The sequence below is a fragment of the Mucilaginibacter lutimaris genome (assembly GCF_042676625.1).
GTDB classification, from domain to species: Bacteria; Bacteroidota; Bacteroidia; order Sphingobacteriales; family Sphingobacteriaceae; genus Mucilaginibacter; species Mucilaginibacter lutimaris.
The window spans coordinates 1,788,500-1,804,867 of the sequence record NZ_JBHTIA010000003.1 but is presented as its reverse complement, the minus strand read 5'-3'; the positions used below and the strand labels follow the sequence as shown (position 1 = coordinate 1,804,867).

At 42.1% G+C, this 16,368-nt stretch carries 22 protein-coding genes and 1 other RNA gene; 6 read left to right on the top strand and 17 right to left on the bottom strand.

Going from position 1 to position 16,368, the window contains the following annotated elements:
• Window positions 1-22 precede the first annotated feature (22 nt).
• Genes ACFQZI_RS09070 through ACFQZI_RS09045 form a run of 6 tightly spaced genes read right to left on the bottom strand, consistent with a single transcriptional unit; the run spans window position 23 to window position 4,799 of the window.
• Window positions 23-1,153, bottom strand: coding sequence for an aspartate aminotransferase family protein (locus tag ACFQZI_RS09070; protein WP_377141418.1), 1,131 nt, complete (start codon window positions 1,151-1,153; stop codon window positions 23-25).
• Window positions 1,154-1,210: 57 nt separating this feature from the next.
• Window positions 1,211-2,206 carry an N-acetyl-gamma-glutamyl-phosphate reductase gene (gene argC, locus ACFQZI_RS09065; RefSeq protein WP_377141415.1) on the bottom strand — a complete coding sequence of 332 codons (996 nt, stop codon included), beginning with the start codon at window positions 2,204-2,206 and terminating at the stop codon, window positions 1,211-1,213.
• Window positions 2,187-2,537 carry a cupin domain-containing protein gene (locus ACFQZI_RS09060; RefSeq protein ID WP_377141412.1) on the bottom strand — a complete coding sequence of 117 codons (351 nt, stop codon included), beginning with the start codon at window positions 2,535-2,537 and terminating at the stop codon, window positions 2,187-2,189. The genes argC and ACFQZI_RS09060 overlap by 20 nt, the downstream gene beginning before the upstream one ends.
• Window positions 2,538-2,539: 2 nt before the next feature.
• Window positions 2,540-3,733: an argininosuccinate synthase gene (gene argG / locus ACFQZI_RS09055; protein ID WP_377141409.1), complete on the bottom strand. Its 1,194-nt coding sequence runs from the start codon at window positions 3,731-3,733 to the stop codon at window positions 2,540-2,542.
• Window positions 3,734-3,763: 30 nt separating this feature from the next.
• On the bottom strand, window positions 3,764-4,126 hold the full coding sequence (locus ACFQZI_RS09050; protein ID WP_377141406.1) for a four helix bundle protein: 363 nt from the start codon (window positions 4,124-4,126) through the stop codon (window positions 3,764-3,766).
• Window positions 4,127-4,145: 19 nt separating this feature from the next.
• Complete coding sequence (locus tag ACFQZI_RS09045) at window positions 4,146-4,799, bottom strand: GNAT family N-acetyltransferase (protein WP_377141403.1); 654 nt, start codon at window positions 4,797-4,799, stop codon at window positions 4,146-4,148.
• A gap of 358 nt (window positions 4,800-5,157) precedes the next feature.
• Here ACFQZI_RS09045 and ACFQZI_RS09040 point away from each other — a divergent pair, with 358 nt between their 5' ends.
• A complete protein-coding gene (locus tag ACFQZI_RS09040; RefSeq protein WP_377141400.1) occupies window positions 5,158-5,661 on the top strand; it encodes a 2'-5' RNA ligase family protein in 504 nt (167 codons plus the stop codon).
• Here ACFQZI_RS09040 and ACFQZI_RS09035 read toward each other — a convergent pair.
• The 4 genes from ACFQZI_RS09035 to ACFQZI_RS09020 all read right to left on the bottom strand — a co-directional run bounded on the left by ACFQZI_RS09035 (window position 5,651) and on the right by ACFQZI_RS09020 (window position 8,082).
• On the bottom strand, window positions 5,651-6,607 hold the full coding sequence (locus ACFQZI_RS09035) for a YpdA family putative bacillithiol disulfide reductase (protein ID WP_377141397.1): 957 nt from the start codon (window positions 6,605-6,607) through the stop codon (window positions 5,651-5,653). The genes ACFQZI_RS09040 and ACFQZI_RS09035 overlap by 11 nt on opposite strands.
• 100 nt (window positions 6,608-6,707) lie before the next feature.
• An RNA gene (ffs, locus tag ACFQZI_RS09030) (signal recognition particle sRNA small type) lies at window positions 6,708-6,806 on the bottom strand.
• A gap of 98 nt (window positions 6,807-6,904) precedes the next feature.
• Window positions 6,905-7,477 (bottom strand): 2'-5' RNA ligase family protein, encoded by a 573-nt coding sequence (locus ACFQZI_RS09025; RefSeq protein ID WP_377141394.1) that lies wholly within the window; start codon window positions 7,475-7,477, stop codon window positions 6,905-6,907.
• Between the two features lie 5 nt (window positions 7,478-7,482).
• Window positions 7,483-8,082 (bottom strand): 2'-5' RNA ligase family protein, encoded by a 600-nt coding sequence (locus ACFQZI_RS09020; RefSeq protein WP_377141391.1) that lies wholly within the window; start codon window positions 8,080-8,082, stop codon window positions 7,483-7,485.
• 71 nt (window positions 8,083-8,153) lie between these two features.
• Here ACFQZI_RS09020 and dinB point away from each other — a divergent pair, with 71 nt between their 5' ends.
• A complete protein-coding gene (gene dinB / locus ACFQZI_RS09015) occupies window positions 8,154-9,338 on the top strand; it encodes a DNA polymerase IV (protein WP_377141388.1) in 1,185 nt (394 codons plus the stop codon).
• Window positions 9,339-9,502: 164 nt separating this feature from the next.
• On the opposite strand, the gene ACFQZI_RS09010 is transcribed toward dinB, so the two are convergent.
• From ACFQZI_RS09010 to ACFQZI_RS08995, 4 genes are read right to left on the bottom strand one after another with little or no spacing between them, the layout of a single operon-like run.
• Window positions 9,503-10,033: a GNAT family N-acetyltransferase gene (locus tag ACFQZI_RS09010; protein WP_377141385.1), complete on the bottom strand. Its 531-nt coding sequence runs from the start codon at window positions 10,031-10,033 to the stop codon at window positions 9,503-9,505.
• Between the two features lie 3 nt (window positions 10,034-10,036).
• Window positions 10,037-10,627, bottom strand: coding sequence for a hypothetical protein (locus ACFQZI_RS09005; RefSeq protein ID WP_377141382.1), 591 nt, complete (start codon window positions 10,625-10,627; stop codon window positions 10,037-10,039).
• The gene (locus ACFQZI_RS09000; protein WP_129875093.1) at window positions 10,614-11,111 is read right to left on the bottom strand and encodes an RNA polymerase sigma factor; all 498 of its coding nucleotides are present in this window, start codon (window positions 11,109-11,111) and stop codon (window positions 10,614-10,616) included. Before ACFQZI_RS09000 ends, ACFQZI_RS09005 begins: the two co-directional genes overlap by 14 nt.
• Window positions 11,112-11,154: 43 nt before the next feature.
• Window positions 11,155-11,682 carry a hypothetical protein gene (locus ACFQZI_RS08995; protein ID WP_377141379.1) on the bottom strand — a complete coding sequence of 176 codons (528 nt, stop codon included), beginning with the start codon at window positions 11,680-11,682 and terminating at the stop codon, window positions 11,155-11,157.
• A gap of 49 nt (window positions 11,683-11,731) precedes the next feature.
• Between ACFQZI_RS08995 and ACFQZI_RS08990 the strand changes: the two genes are divergently transcribed.
• The 4 genes from ACFQZI_RS08990 (at window position 11,732) to rpmA (ending at window position 14,522) form a co-directional block, all read left to right on the top strand.
• Window positions 11,732-13,129 carry a dicarboxylate/amino acid:cation symporter gene (locus tag ACFQZI_RS08990; protein ID WP_377141377.1) on the top strand — a complete coding sequence of 466 codons (1,398 nt, stop codon included), beginning with the start codon at window positions 11,732-11,734 and terminating at the stop codon, window positions 13,127-13,129.
• A gap of 132 nt (window positions 13,130-13,261) precedes the next feature.
• Complete coding sequence (locus ACFQZI_RS08985) at window positions 13,262-13,684, top strand: hypothetical protein (RefSeq protein WP_377141374.1); 423 nt, start codon at window positions 13,262-13,264, stop codon at window positions 13,682-13,684.
• Window positions 13,685-13,752: 68 nt separating this feature from the next.
• Window positions 13,753-14,061 (top strand): 50S ribosomal protein L21, encoded by a 309-nt coding sequence (gene rplU / locus ACFQZI_RS08980; protein WP_377141371.1) that lies wholly within the window; start codon window positions 13,753-13,755, stop codon window positions 14,059-14,061.
• Window positions 14,062-14,111: 50 nt separating this feature from the next.
• A complete protein-coding gene (gene rpmA / locus ACFQZI_RS08975; protein WP_377141368.1) occupies window positions 14,112-14,522 on the top strand; it encodes a 50S ribosomal protein L27 in 411 nt (136 codons plus the stop codon).
• Between the two features lie 64 nt (window positions 14,523-14,586).
• On the opposite strand, the gene ACFQZI_RS08970 is transcribed toward rpmA, so the two are convergent.
• The 3 genes from ACFQZI_RS08970 to ACFQZI_RS08960 are packed head-to-tail and all read right to left on the bottom strand — an operon-like array spanning window position 14,587 to window position 16,363.
• A complete protein-coding gene (locus ACFQZI_RS08970; protein ID WP_377141365.1) occupies window positions 14,587-14,982 on the bottom strand; it encodes an energy transducer TonB in 396 nt (131 codons plus the stop codon).
• 1 nt (window position 14,983) lies between these two features.
• Window positions 14,984-15,379: an energy transducer TonB gene (locus ACFQZI_RS08965; protein ID WP_377141362.1), complete on the bottom strand. Its 396-nt coding sequence runs from the start codon at window positions 15,377-15,379 to the stop codon at window positions 14,984-14,986.
• Window positions 15,380-15,388: 9 nt separating this feature from the next.
• On the bottom strand, window positions 15,389-16,363 hold the full coding sequence (locus tag ACFQZI_RS08960) for a polyprenyl synthetase family protein (protein WP_377141359.1): 975 nt from the start codon (window positions 16,361-16,363) through the stop codon (window positions 15,389-15,391).
• Window positions 16,364-16,368: the final 5 nt, after the last annotated feature.

Here is a 16,368-nt window from a genome sequence, read left to right as displayed (position 1 = left end):
TGATGAATGTTGGATTTGTAATTTAAGAGTTATTTAAAGTTGTGCTGAATGCTTCCAGAAACCTGTCTGCATAAGCCTTTGTTAAATTTAAAGCAGGCAGCAGCCTAACCACATTGGGCTTTGCTTCGCCGGTAAAGATCTGGTGTTTAAACAGCAGGTCTTTTTTAACGTTGCTTAGTTCTTCCGGCAAATCTATACCTATCATCAGGCCACGCCCACGCACTTCTTTAACCTTATCAAATTTCTTTAGCTCCTCTATCAGGTAACCGCCAACCTCAGCAGCATTTTGCATCAGGTTGTCGCGTTCAATCACTTCTAAAACAGCCAAACCGGCAGCACAAGCCAAATGATTTCCGCCAAAGGTTGTTCCTAACATACCGTAAGCAGGGGCAATTTTAGGCGATATGATAATACCACCAATAGGAAAACCATTACCCATGCCTTTAGCCATAGAGTAGATATCGGCATCGATGCATGAAAAATCATGTGAGAAGAATTTTCCTGTACGGCCATAACCGCACTGTACCGAATCTGCTATAAAAACGGCATTATGTTCATCACAAAGCGACCTTATTTTTTGCAGGAAGTTTACCGACGCAACCTGTATGCCGCCAACACCTTGTATACCTTCGATAATTACAGATGATACTTCGTTATTTTTAAATGCCTCTTCTAAAGCGGCCTCATCATTCCAGGGCAGGAATATTACGTTATCGGTTTCGTTAACCGGGGCAACAATTTTAGGGTTATCGGTAGCGGCAACCGCTAACGAGGTGCGCCCATGAAAAGCTTTTTTAAACGCGATGATCTTCTTTTTGCCATTATAGAACGATGCCAGTTTCAAGGCGTTCTCGTTTGCCTCGGCACCGGAGTTACAAAGAAACAACTGGTAATCTTCTTTGCCAGAAACATGGCCCAGTTTTTCTGCCAGTTGGGTTTGTAATGGTATCTCAATAGAGTTAGAATAGAAGCCTATTTGATGTAATTGGTCTTCTAAGCGTTTTACATAATGCGGATTGGTATGGCCTATAGAAATAACCGCATGCCCGCCGTAAAGGTCAAGATATTCGGTGCCTTTATCGTCATAAACAAGGCTGCCTATGCCGCGGGTAACATTTATATTATTTATAGGATAAACGTCAAACAGTTTCATTTTAAAATTGATATGGATTAATACTTAATGGATAAAAGCTTGAGTGGCGAGCACGGCTTAAAAACCGGTCGCCTTAAGTCGTAATCCAGCGCGCTCGTCCAAACCAAACATGATGTTCATGTTTTGCACAGCCTGGCCACTCGCGCCTTTAAGTAAATTATCCATTATACTGATTATGAATATCTTATTATCATGCTTCTTAACCTGTACAAAGCACTTGTTGGTATTCACTATTTGTTTCAGATCTATGTCCTTGCTGGTGACATGTGTAAACGGGTGCCCGGCATAATACTCTTTATAAATGCTTAAAGCCTCTGCCTCTGATAGATCACTTTCGGTGTAGATAGAGGCGATAATGCCACGGGTAAAGCCGCCCCGGTAAGGCACAAAATTAATATCCTTGTCAAAACCATCCTGTAATTGCCTTAACGACTGGCCTATCTCATTCAGGTGCTGGTGATTAAACACCTTGTAAACAGATAGGTTATCGTTGCGCCAGGTAAAATGAGAGGTAGGCGAAAGGCTTTGCCCGGCACCTGTAGAGCCGGTCGTAGCCGTGATATGCACCTCGTTATTCAGCAAACCTTTGCCTGCAAGCGGTAAAAGGCCCAATTGCAAACAGGTAGCGAAGCAACCGGGGTTAGCGATATTTTCTGCTGACTTTATCGCTTCGCGATTTATTTCAGGTAAGCCATAAACAAATTTTTTATTGCCAATTGTTGCATTTTGGTTTAACCGAAAATCCTGGCTTAGGTCGATGATCTTTATATGATCGGGAATTGCATGAGCCTCTAAAAACTTTTTAGCATCGCCATGGCCAACGCACAAGAATAATACGTCGATATTAAATGCCAGTTCTGACGCGAAGGTAAGATCGGTATCGCCAAACAGATCATGGTGTACATCATAAACATGGTTACCTGCGTTGCTGTTGCTGTGCACAAATTCGATCTCCACATTGGGGTGGTTGATGAGTATGCGTAGCATTTCGCCACCGGTATAGCCTGCGCCGCCAACAATCCCCGCTTTTATTTTAGAGGTTAATTCTGTCATTTTTTGTAGATGGTGTTGAGTAAAGTATAAATTCCAGGTCGCTGCTTTCTTTGTTACTTACAAAGTGCTTTTGGCCCGGTTTAATTTCTATACCCTGCTCGGGTTTTAAAACGCTTATCTCCCCGTCGATGGTGAAAGTGGCCCTGCCTTTTAACACAAAGAAAAACTGCGAGGCTTTTTCATGATAGTGCAACAACTCTGCAGTATCGGGCGGCATTAATTCCTGTTTTATCGATAACGCGTCGGTATCAACATAATTCCAGCCGTAGCAATCATCGCCCCACTTGTAGGTACTTAAACATTCGCTTCTCGAAAAGATGGGGTTTGCCATAATTAAGCCTGACCGTTTACTTTATGGTAGATCATTACCTGGTTACCAAATATCTTGGAGAAGCCCTTAACATCTTCGCCGCTCCACGAGTTATTCATTTCACCGTAGCTGCCAAACTTATTGCTCATCAGGTCGTGGTCAGATTCAATACCAACTACCTGGAAACGGTATGGATGCAGTTCGACAAACACTTTACCGCTAACGTTCTTTTGCGTATCGGCAAGGAAAGCCTCCATATTGCGCATAATAGGATCGTGGAACTGTCCTTCGTGCAGCCAGTTGCCGTAGAAAGCAGAGAGCTGGTCTTTCCACGAAAGCTGCCATTTGGTAAGCACGTGTTTTTCTAACGTATGGTGAGCCTTTATAATAACCATTGGCGCAGCAGCCTCAAAACCCACACGGCCTTTTATACCAATAATGGTATCGCCTACATGGATGTCACGGCCAATGCCATAAGGCTGAGCTATAGCTTGTAATGCTTGTATAGCTTTGGTAGGATGGTCGTATTTCTCATTATCAATGCCAACCAGTTCGCCTTGCTCAAACACCAGCTCTAAAGTTTTTGGCTCTGATGCGCTAACTTGGGTAGGCCAAGCTTCTTCGGGCAGGCTCAAGTTTGAAGTTAACGTTTCCTTACCGCCAACTGATGTGCCCCATATGCCTTTGTTGATAGAGTACTTCGCTTTTTCGAAGTTCATCTCAACGCCATGCTTCTTCAAGTATTCAATCTCTTCCTCACGGCTTAATTTAAGGTCGCGGATAGGGGTGATGATCTGCACTTCGGGTACCAGGATATTGAAGATCATATCAAAACGCACCTGGTCGTTACCGGCGCCTGTGCTGCCATGGGCAACAAATTCGGCACCAATTTCTTTAGCGTAGTTGGCAATTGCAGTAGCCTGGCTAACCCGTTCGGCACTTACCGAAAGTGGATAGGTATTGTTTTTTAATACGTTACCATAAATTAAAAAACGCACGCAAGTGTTATAAAAATTCTCGGTTTCGTCAACCACGTGGTGTGATGTTACACCCATTTGATAAGCGCGTTCTTCAACACCCTTAAGTTCTTCGTCGCTAAAACCACCGGTATTTACAATAACCGAGTGAACCTCGTAACCTAAATCGCGTGTTAAATAAATGCAGCAAAATGAGGTATCTAATCCGCCGCTGTAAGCCAGTACTACTTTCTTTTTCATGGTAAAAGGTAAAAGGTAAAAGGTGAAAGGTTATTTTCCATCTCTTAAAAATTTAATGAATGAGATAAGCATTGCTTTTATCTCGTTAATTGGTTGATTAACTAAATCATATTTGTCTTGAGAAATGTATCCCAGATCAAAAATTAATAAACAGGTGTATTCAACTTCAAGAGCCGAACCTAAAGCATTATCAAGATAATGCGTAAAATCCTTATCTGTATTCTTTCCACATCCTTCAACAATATTCATTGGGACAGAATATACAGATCTGCGCAATTGATTCGTTAAGGCAAATTTTTCTTCGGGTGGCATAATAGGTAATATTTCCTGATACACCAGCTTTGTAAACGAATGGGCTTTTTTCCAAATATCAAGTTTTTTGTAATCTCTCATTACCTTTTGCCTTTTACCTTTAACCTAACGCTATAATTTTTTCCATTCTTTTCTTTATCGCAGCTTCAATGCGTTCCAACAACGTCGCTTTATGCGTTATCTTTTTCATCTTTTCCTCGTATTGTTTCTGAACAACTTCGGGATCAAAAAGCATGGCGGTACACATGCAGTTCTTCCTGTCTTTACTCATTAAAATATCGTAATTAACACAGCTGCGGCAGCCTTTCCAAAACTCCTCGTCTTGTGTAAGTTCCGAGTAGGTAACCGGTTCGTAGCCAATTTCCGAGTTTATCTTCATTACCGCCAGCCCGGTTGTTAAACCAAAAAGCTTGGCGTTAGGATATTTTGTCCGTGATAGTTCAAATATTTTATGTTTGATGGCTTTAGCCAAACCCGCTTTACGGTAAATAGGGTTTACAATAAGGCCCGAGTTCGCAACAAAGTCGCCGTGGCTCCATGTTTCAATATAGCAAAAGCCCGCCCATGAACCGTCTTTATGCAATGCTATCACAGCTTTGCCTTCCAGCATTTTATTGGCAACATACTCCGGCGAACGCTGTGCTATACCCGTACCACGCGCTTTGGCCGATTCTGCCATTTCATCACATATCATAGCCGCAAAATCTACATGTTGTGCAGTAGCTACGGTTATGTCAAAATCTTGTATGGTCATTATAATAGAAAAAATTACCGTTAAATTATTGGCCTTTTTAAGCCATAATAATTAGAGAGACATTGTTTAAAGAAGGTTAAAACCACTTCTTTAACTCGGGTGGGGTAGACTAAAGCCTAATTAAAACCCTTGGGATGAATAATCGTCGTCGGGTGGGAGAGAAAAATAAAACAAAAGTAAATAAAGCAGTGGCAACCGTAGCAAAAAACGCTTTGGTTTCCATCCTGTTTATGTTTTGTTTGATCATTGTGTGTAAAGTATTATACTTTTTAAAATTTGTGCAAATTATTGCATAATAATTTACTTATGCAAGAAAAAACTTTTAATATGATACTGAGGTTAAGATTTATTAATAGTTATGACCAACCCGCTGTTACTAACACTTGCCTTAGCGCCTGACGCCCAGTTATTTTTTAATACCCTAAGGAAACAGCATTTCCCGGCAGAAAGGAACTTTTTAGATGCTCACCTGATGCTGTTTCACCAGTTACCGGCTAATGAGCCTACACTTATTGAAGATATAGTAGCTATTGTAAATGAATATCGAAATATAACTTTGACTGTATCTGGCTTATCGAGCATTGGCAATGGAGTTGCTTATAAAATTGTTAGTGATGATTTACAGCGTTTACATAAACAGTTGCAAGCCCAATGGGCACAATGGCTGATCCCGCAAGATAAAAATAAACTATGGCCGCACATCACCATTCAAAACAAAGTTAGCCCTAATGTAGCAAGGGATTTATTAGATAAACTTTCGGCTGATTTTAAGCCCTTCGAAATACAGGCGACAGGCCTTAGCCTTTGGGAGTATCAAGGCGGGCCGTGGAAGTTTATTGAGACCTTTGATTTTAGCGCTTAGCTACAATATCCGCCATAATCATATCCGCATGGATGCGCGAGTTTTCAATGAACCAAAGGTGTGTATCCAGCCCACCTACAACCACTCCGGCGAGGTAAAGCCCCGGCTGGTTGGTTTCCATTGTATCTGGGTTGTACGTAGGTATAAATTTATCTTCGGTTAATTGAATGCCAATCTTTTTCAGGAAATCGAAGTTGGGTTTGTAACCGGTCATGGCCATTACAAAGTCGTTGGGGATGGTCACTTTACCGTCAGGCGTATCAATATCAACCTCTGTTTGGCGAATGGCCGCCAGGTTTGAGTTAAAATGAGCTTTGATACTGCCTTCTTTTATCCGGTTAATAATATCGGGCCTAACCCAATACTTCACACGATTACTAATTTCTGCCCCGCGAACCACAAGGGTAACCTCAGCGCCTTTACGGTAAGTTTCTAAAGCTACATCGATTGCTGAGTTGCTGCTGCCCACAACCACTACCTTTTGCGAGGTGTAATAATGTGGGTCCTGGTAATAGTGTTTTACTTTTGGCAGGTCTTCGCCCGGAATATCCAGATTTACGGCGATATCATAAAAGCCGGTGCTAAGTATAACCTTTTTTGCCCGGTAAGTGGTTTTACTTGTAAGTATTTCGTACCCGCCTTCGATAGGCTTTACGTTTGTTACCTCTTCAAATAAGTTAAGCGGCAATTTATTTGATAAGGCTACTCGGCGATAATATTCTAAAGCATCGTTACGGGTTGGCTTATTATGTACGGTTACAAACGGTACGCCACCAATCTCTAACTTCTCTGAAGTGGAAAAGAAAGTCATGGTAGACGGGTAGTTGTAAAGCGAATTTACCAGGCAACCTTTTTCAACAATAACAAAGCTCAGCCCGGCGTATTGGGCTGCAAGCCCGCAAGCTAAACCAATTGGGCCACCGCCAATAATAAGTATATCCAGCATATGCGAAGATAGGCAGTTATGCGGTAAGAAAATATTGAATAATGAATGTTGAATGTAAAATTTCGAAGTAAGCCTCAAGGAGAAAAATTGAGGCAAAAAAATGGGATAAGCTACTTTTATCGCGCCGCTCAACTCTCTACCCTTGCTGCGTTCCCACCCTGGGGGAGTTCAAGAGGAGCTGGCCGTAAAAGACTTATCCCGCCGCAAAGATAGAAAAAGGATGCATTTTAGGTTAACAAATTATTAAAAAATGAAATAAGGCGTGGTATCAATTGATACTTAATTAGTTAAATATCATTAAGAAGCTTGAACCAGGTTGCGTTTACGTAACGGCATCACTTTATATATCTGGTATGGGCCCTGGCTGTTACTATCTTTACATAAAATAGTTATTTCTTCCACATCAAAATTATCTGTAAATTTTAGGTTTTGAAAGTGTGGCCATAGCTTGTTAAAGGCTTCGATAGAAATATTTCTCGCGATGGTGATATGTGGCACCATACGGTCTTTACGCAGGAAGGTTTTCTTTACAAAATCAAACCAACGCATGGTAACGGCGTCAGGTTCTATAGCCGCGTATATCGTGCGGTGATAAGCCCCGTGGTTAAAAAAGTTAAATCCATTGATCTTTAAATTAATGGACGGTACATTACTCAAAATGCTTTCTACCACATCATAAAACATTTTATGGTCAACAGCTTTATAGGATACATCTGTATCAAACACCAGCCGGTCAAATGAAATATGCGCCCTCGAGTTCATGCTCGGGAAATCACCTATATGTTTGGCACATGCCCGTTTAAAACGTTTGATGTTTTTGTCGGCCTGGTCCGGCAGAGATATCAGGTTTAAAAAATGTTTCTCATTCATAGCGTTTAAAATAAATTAAGCTGTTCCCTGCATTCATCAGTAACCTCATTTTTCCTCGACTTTATCCCATTAAATTTCATTGTTTTAAAGGCTTCCCACTTTGGTGAACTGCCAAAAGTTTCTCGCTTAACAATTTTGAGCTCATTTATCCAAAATGGCTCAACTAATTTCTTGTGTTTAAAATGAGGCCAAAGGGTATTAAAATCAGCCTCTTTAATGTTTCTTACAACGGTTACATGTGGCACCAGCGTCTTGCGCATGCTAAGGTTTTTTTTAAGTAATGAGAACCAGGCGTCAACCGCGGGAGTGATGCGGATATGCGCGTAAATTGTATACTGACTATGCAGGTGAGTGAAATATTTAAACCCATCAATATGCAATAATACAGGCGGCGTTATATTAATGGCCCTTTCAATTTGTAGGATGGTATGGTCTGCAAAGTATGGCTTTTGCCGTTCCATATGCATTACAGAAACATGCGCGGGCGAATCCATACCATTGAAATTACCGATATGTTTTACCGATGCTTTTTTGTATTTGCCAATAAGCTCATTAATAGGATCGGGAGGCGTAAGGAGGAAAAGATAGTCGGCATAACTGGTCATACAACAGTGAATTAACGACACAAATCTTGCTAATTATTTTAGCAATTCAAATTATATTTTCATATTTGTGCATGGATGCTAAGCGGCATATTGTACATATCGACCTCGATTCTTTCTTCGTATCGGTAGAGCGAAAATTTAATCCGGCCCTCATTGGCAAGCCCGTAATTATAGGTGGCTCGGCAGATAGGGGTGTGGTGGCTTCGTGCAGTTACGAGGCCCGTAAATTTGGGGTACATTCGGCAATGCCTACACGGCAGGCGCTAAAGCTTTGCCCTCAGGCCATCGTGATCCACGGTACGCACGGGCGATATTCTGAAGCTTCGCGGGAGGTTACCGAGATCATACATAACATGGTGCCGCTGTACCAAAAATCGTCGGTAGATGAATTTTACATTGACCTGAGCGGCATGGAACGTTTCCATGATCCGTTCAAGCTGGCCTGCGACCTGCGGCAAAAGGTTATCCGCGAAACAGGGCTGCCTATATCTTTTGGAATGGCATCCGGCAAAACCATTGCTAAAATGGCTACCAACCAGGCAAAGCCCAACGGGCAACTATGGATAAAACATGGTGAGGAAAAGGCTTTTTTGGCGCCGCTTAATATCAGCAAGATCCCCGGCCTTGGCGAAAGCACCTGCCAAAAACTTTATCAATACGGCCTCGAAAAAATCGGCGACCTGCAACGGGTAAACTTAAAGTTCCTGGAAGCGGTTTTTGGCAAAATGGGATTGTACATCTACAACAAAGCTAACGGAATAGACGACAGCGAGATCATCCCGCACAGCGACCGTAAGTCTATCTCCACAGAGACAACATTCCATAGCGATGTAAACGATAAACGCACATTAGAAAATGTATTGGTAAGCATGACCGAAGAACTCTCGGGCAAGCTTCGTCGCGAGAACAAGGTTTCGTCCTGCCTCGCTATCAAGATCCGGTATGCCAACTTTGAAACCCACACACAACAAACCAAGATCGCCCTTACCGCGGCCGAGCATATCCTCATCCCCGGCATCAAAAACCTGCTTAATAAAGCCTGGAACCAGCACCGGCCCATCCGACTGATCGGGGTACGTTTAAGCAACCTATGTACCGGCAGCTACCAGATCAACCTGTTTGAAGATAACGAGGAACGCATCAAACTTTACCAGGCGATGGATAATATAAATTTTCGCTTTGGCGATAAAACGGTTTGCAGGGCGGCAGGAATGGAGATCGGCGCGAGAACTTTTAATCCGTTTTTGAAGGGATAGGAGAATCCCCCTCTAAATCTCCCCCGAGGGGAGACTTAAAAACATGTCATTGCGAGCGATAGCGTGGCAATCTTCGATAGGCATGTCGACAATTATTCTATCGAGGATTGCTTCGTACCTCGCAATGACATGGTTGGCAAATCCGATTAATCGTAAAAATCCGCTTAATCCCGGTTCAAGACCAATCTCATCAAAATATCCGTTTGCTTATCATTCCCCAACATAAATGGGTGGCTGCCGAATTGTTCGAAACCTTTGCTTTTGTAGAATTTGATGGCTTTGTTATTGTGTTCCCATACGCCGAGCCAAACGGACTTTAAGCTTTTCGCTTTAGCTGTTTGGATGGCGAAATCTATCAATTGCTTACCAATTTGCCGGCCCTGAAAATCATTTAGCACATAAATGCGCTCAACTTCTAACGCTTCGGGGTTTTGTAATTCGGTTTGGGCTGTGCGGTAATTAAGTTTGATGTAGCCGACTATCGTCCCATCAACCAAAGCAAAAAAGAATTGCGAATCGGGATTGTTGAGTTCCTGCTCAAACTTTGCTGGTGTAAACGCTTTAGAAGCATATGCTTCCATAGCTTCGGGGCTGTTAGTAGGCAAAAAAGCATCAAAAAATGTTTTGCGGCTTAATGTCAGCAGGGTATCGGCATCCGCTAAAGTTACCTGCCTGATATCGGTTGATACAGCCATGGTTTAATCAAATTGCTCCTGCAGTCGCTCTAACCTGTCAATCATCAGGTTAAGTTTTTCTTCTTCGTTTTTAAACATTCTTGGCTTAATATAAAGAGTAGTGAACATAAACCATAGGAATGTTGAGCCATACACAGTAAGCTTAAAATATAGCGGTGCATGCTCCAATACTTCAACAAAATAAAGGCCAAGCCCGGCGCTTAGCAACAGTATGTAAGTGTAATAAAACCAGCCTACTACTTTCGTACGATTACGCTGGTACTCTTTCAGGCTGTCTAAGTAATCGATAGGATTTTGGGTGAGGTCGTGTTGCTTCAGGATATGATAGTGCCTTAATATCATGCTAAGGTACATTATCATCGTAATCACTATAATCAGCATCCCAATAGTAGTTGCCGGTGATTTAAAGGGCAGGAAAAACATCATTAAAAAGGCTATAGCAATAGTTACTATCATCGCAATAATAGCCCAATAGATGCGCGTAGTAAAGCTACGCACGCCATTCTTAACTTGCTTAAGCACTTCATCAACCGATAAGTGCCCCTTTTTTGGCTGCGCTTGCCAAACCGACATTAAATGATCAAAGTCTTTCATGCTGATTGTATAACTCTGTCAATTTTTGTTTAATGCGATAGATCTTCACCCTCAAATTCCCCTCTGATATGCCCGAAACTTCCGCTATTTCGGGGTATGGCACTTCATCCAATACTAACGTTATAATTATTCTTTCCGATTCTTCCAGTTTCGAGATACACTTATAAAGCAAAGCAACCTGCTCGTTCTTTTCCGAAAATACCTCCGGTTTGTTTTCGGCAATTGCGGGCGTTAGTTCGTCTTTAGCTTGTCGTTTTTCCGATCTTAAATAGGTTAAACAGGTGTTTACCGCTATACGGTATATCCAGGTAGATATGAGCGCCTGGTTACGAAACTTGTGCAGGTTTTGCCAAACCTTTAAAAAGGTTTCCTGCAGCAGATCGTTGGCAGCATCATCATCGCCGGTATAACCATAGCACAAATGGTAAATTTTCTTTGAATTGGCTTCGTATATTTTCCTGAAAGCGTCTTCTCTGTCGGCCACCTGATTAGTTAATTTTTAGTTTGACAAATTAACACCATTAATGTTACAACAAGTAACTTTTTTTATTAAACCAGGGTAATTTACCGGCTGCATCCTCTAAAAGTTTGTTATAGTCCTGGCTATAATCGAATTGCAGGTCCTCATGTAATTTGCCGATAGCGGTTTTTATCTTCTCTACCTGCCGGGTGAGTATTAAGCGTATAGGTTTGTACGATGTTTGCCGCACTACATATTGCAGGTAGTTGTGGCAAAAGTTTAATAACAGCTCTATTTCGGCCGGTTTAGAACCAATAAATTTGGTGTACTTGGTAAGCATCTTTAATATTTTACGCAGGCCTTTTGCCGTAAAATAACTTTGCGAGGGCAACTGGCTAAACATAAATCCGGCTTCGGCTTTAACGCTTTCAATAAAATCGCTTTCGTTGTGCGCTTCAAATAGCAAATAGGCAAGCAGTTCTTTATTCTCCTTTTTATAACGTACCAACCTCAGGCACAACTCGGCAAGTTGCTCTTGCGATAAATGCTGCACTTCTTTCTTTATTTGCTGTAACCCGTAGGTGGTAATACTCATGGATGTAGGTAAACTTAATTTTTGTAGTTTTACGGCACTAAATTAACGTATGCAGAAGAGCAAACTAACCCTGTACATTTTTATAGCACTGATATTAGGTGTAATAGCCGGATATATTTACAATACTACCGTTATAAACAATATTAATACCAAGATAAATACCGCCGAGGTAAATATAAAAACAATTGACGGGCAAATAGAAGCCATTAAAGACACTACAACCGCCGCTTACAAAAACCTTAAACTGGAACGTGCCGCACAAATTACAGAACGCAAAGCCGCCGATACCGCCCGCGAAGGTAAGCTTGTAGGTTTCACCGTATTAAGCGATATTTTCCTGAGGTTAATAAAAATGATAGTTGCGCCGCTGGTGTTTACCACCCTTGTTGTAGGTGTTGCCAAGGTTGGTGATATTAAAGCTGTAGGCCGCATTGGCGGTAAAACGCTGCTGTGGTTTTTAAGCGCCACCCTGGTATCGTTATTATTAGGAATGTTGCTGGTGAATTTTTTTAAACCCGGCGAGGCTATGCACCTGCCATTGCCCGATAGCCACCTATCTACCGGTATTCAAAAAACGGCCTTATCGCTGCGCGATTTCATTGGGCACGTTTTCCCCAAAAGCTTTATTGAGGCTATGGCTAATAACGAGATCCTGCAGATCGTGATCTTCTCCCTGTTCTTTGGTGTGGGTACTGCTGCCATCGGCGAAAAAGGCGAAGTGGTTATAAAAGCTATGGATGCTATAGCGCATGTTATTTTAAAAATAACAGGCTATGTGATGCAGGTTGCACCCTTAGCGGTTTTTGGCGCTATAACCGCAATAATAGCTAAACAAGGTTTAGGCATACTATCAACCTACGCTATTTTTATAGGCGAGTTCTACTTTTCGCTACTGGTATTATGGTTGGTAATTATTCTTGCAGGTTCTGTTGTATTAAAAGGCCGGGCGTTTAAATTAGTAGCACGTATAAAAGATGCCATGCTTATTGCCTTTGGTACATCTACAAGCGAGGCGGCTTATCCAAAAGTGCTATTAGAGCTGGAGCGCTTTGGCTGCAATAATAAAATTGTAAGCTTTGTACTGCCTTTAGGTTATTCGTTTAACCTCGATGGTTCTATGATGTACATGACCTTCGCGTCATTATTCCTGGCGCAATCTTACAATATACACTTATCCTTTGAGCAGCAATTATCCATGTTGCTTATACTGATGCTTACCAGCAAAGGCATTGCCGGTGTGCCGCGCGCATCGCTGGTAGTAATTGCAGGTACCATATCCATGTTCAACATTCCGGAGGCTGGTTTGGCATTGCTGATAGGTATAGATCCGTTGCTGGATATGGGCCGCTCTGCCACCAACGTTTTAGGTAACGCTATGGCAACCGCTGTGGTGAGCAAGTGGGAAGGGGAGCTAAGTGGCGGAAATGAAATATCGAACATCGAATAATGAATTTCGAATTTTAAAGTTTAATCAAGCATAAATCACTAATTAAATATAATGGTTACCCGTTCTAAAAAAATATTCCTAATCGCCAGTATTATCGTGCCGTTTCTACTCTACTGTTTTTACTATTACGGTATGATGATCAAAAACGCGCCTTACAAATTTTCGGAGTTTCAATCACTGCGTTTTGAATATGGTTATGGGGATACGCTCAACAATACATACGATTCTAAAACCGGGGAGTACCAGTTTATTAACCGCCGCGATTCGTTGGTGAAAATTAACCTGAAATTAAGTAAGGACGAGCTTTTATACCTGCACCGCAAAGCGGCCGACCTGGGTTTTTGGGATTTCCCGGCAAATGAGCTTAACCCTGATGTTAAGGGCCGTGTGCCAAGGTTTGTAATACAGTTTAATTACCTGCGTAAAAGCAAAAAAGTAATGTACGATGCATCTTTTAATGGTAACGAAAAACTGAAAGATGCCAACGAGCGCCTTATAAAAGAGATACAAAAGATAATTACCGAGGTCGAGGCCCGCCAAAGAAATAGTAAATAATGCATTGTATATTGATTTATTAATCCATATATTTGCACCTCAAAATTTAAAACAATAATTAATCAACAATGTACGCAATAGTAAGTATAGCCGGGCAACAGTTTAAAGTTGCGAAAGACCAGCAGATCTTTGTACACCGTTTACAGGGAGATGAAGGCGCTAATATTGAATTTGACAATGTGTTGTTAGCAGAAAACGAAGGTAAATTCAAATTAGGTTCTGATTTGAGCGGCGCTAAAGTATCGGCTAAGATCGTGTCTCATTTAAAAGGTGATAAAGTAATTATCTTCAAAAAGAAACGCAGAAAAGGTTACCAGAAGAAAAATGGTCACCGTCAGCAATTTACCAAGATCGAGATCACCGGTATAACATTATAATTAAATTTTAAACCGACTCGGTCAAACAGGGTCACAAAAGAAATTAAGAAATGGCACACAAAAAAGGGGCCGGTAGTTCACGAAACGGCCGCGAATCACATAGCAAACGTTTAGGTATCAAAATTTTCGGTGGTCAGCCAGCAATCGCGGGTAACATCATCGTTCGTCAGCGTGGTACCAAACACAACCCGGGCCTTAACGTAGGTATCGGTAAAGACCATACTTTATTTGCATTAGCTGCAGGTCAGGTAATTTTCAAAAAGAAAGCAGATAACCGTTCATACGTTTCTGTTATCCCTTTTGAAACCGCGCCGGTTGCAGAAGACGCAGCACCTAAAGCTGCTGCTAAAGCAGTTGAAGCACCTGTTGCTGAAGAAGCTCCTAAAGCAAAAAAAGCAGCAGCACCAAAAGCTAAAAAAGAAGAAGCTGCAGACGCAACTGAAGAAGCCGCTGCTGAATAATTAAGCAGAAGCTAAAATATAAAAGCCCTTATCTATTTGATAAGGGCTTTTTTTGTTTTATAAACTATTCACCAGATATAGTAAAATTCATGGATTCGTGATGAAGAGTACGTACAATTTTGCCGTCCTTTTCTCCCGGTATCCATTTAGGCGACTTTTTCATCGCCCTTAAAAATTCAGCATCAAGTTCGGGATCGGCACTTTTGGTAACCTTAAAATTTGTTAGCGTACCATCTTTTTCTACAACGAAGGACAATTCCACTCGCCCAGTTATCTTATTCTCGTAGGCGTTTTTGTGATATTTAATTTTCTTACCAATTAGTTTTAACATGCCGCCAGCCAGCCGTGGTTCTTTATCAACCTCCGTGTAAACGGTGGTATCGGCTGTTGTTGTTTGCGCTTTTAGTTTAGATGATGAAGCAACGAAAATTAACAGGAATAGCAATATCTTAGTTTTCATATCAATATGCTAACGCGAAGTTAAATGGCGTTTGGGCCCGCGTCCTTACCGGGTGACCATCCTTAACGCCTGGCGACCAATTTGGCGAAAGGCTTAACACGCGCAGTGCTTCGGCATCAATATCCGGCGCAACGCTTTTGGTGATGATAATATTGGAAAGCTTTCCATCAGTTTCTACAATGAAAGATAATTCCACTTTGCCCTGGATGTTGTGCTCACGCGCATTTGCGGGGTACCTCGTTGTTTTACCAAGAAACTGATAAAATTTTGATTTACCGCCAACAAACTCGGGCTCCTTATCAACCTTCGTGTAAACAGTAGTATCGGCAGTTATAGTTTGCGCTTTTACCCCTGCAAACGCGCAAAGGCATAGAATGGTAAATAATAGAGTTTTCATCCATACTGCTTAATATTCCCTCACCAATAATCCATCCGCAAAATCGCGCAGGTATTGCTTGTTTTCTTCGGGCAGGTTTATGCTGTTTAGCGCTTCAAAGGCCTTTTCGGCGTAGGCTTGCATCTCGGCTTCCGCTTGCTGGCGTACGTTTACGCTGTTGTAAATCTCAGTTACCGCGGCAACCTTTTCCGTTGCATCAAACGTGGTTAAACTAATCCAACGGGCAAGTTCTTCGGCATCGGTACCTTTAACCAGTTCCAATGCTTTTATAAGCAGGTATGTTTTTTTGTTAGAGATAATATCACCGCCAACCTGCTTGCCAAACTTTTCGGGGTTACCGTAAACATCTAAGATATCATCCTGTAATTGGAATGCAATGCCGAGATTAATACCGAACTCCGAAAGTAAACTGGCATCCTTTTCATCCGCCTCGCCGATAAGTGCGCCAATTTTTAACGCACCGCCAAGTACCACGGCAGTTTTCAGGCGAATCATGTTGATATATTCTGCTATGCCGATGTTGTTACTGGTCTCAAAGGTCATGTCCAGTTGCTGGCCTTCGCAAACGCCTATGGCGGTATCGTTAAAAATATCAAGTACGGTGCGCAGGAGGTCATTACGCACTTGCATCATCAGCCTGTAACCCTCAACCAGCATCACATCGCCCGATAGAATAGCCACGTTGTTATTCCACTTTTCGTGAACGGTGGTTTTGCCACGGCGTTTAGGGGCGTTATCCATAATATCGTCATGCATCAGCGTGAAGTTATGGAACACTTCAATAGCCAGGGCAGGGGGAAGGGCGGCTTCCACATCGCCGCCAAAAAGGTCGCAGGCCATTAATAGGAGCGCGGGGCGCATGCGCTTGCCGCCCAATGCCAAAATGTATTTGATGGGTTCGTAGAGTTCTGCCGGGTATTCGGGATATTTAAGGTCTGCTACGGCATTTGCTATCAGCGATTGCAGGTCTTCAAGTTTTCTCATTCTAA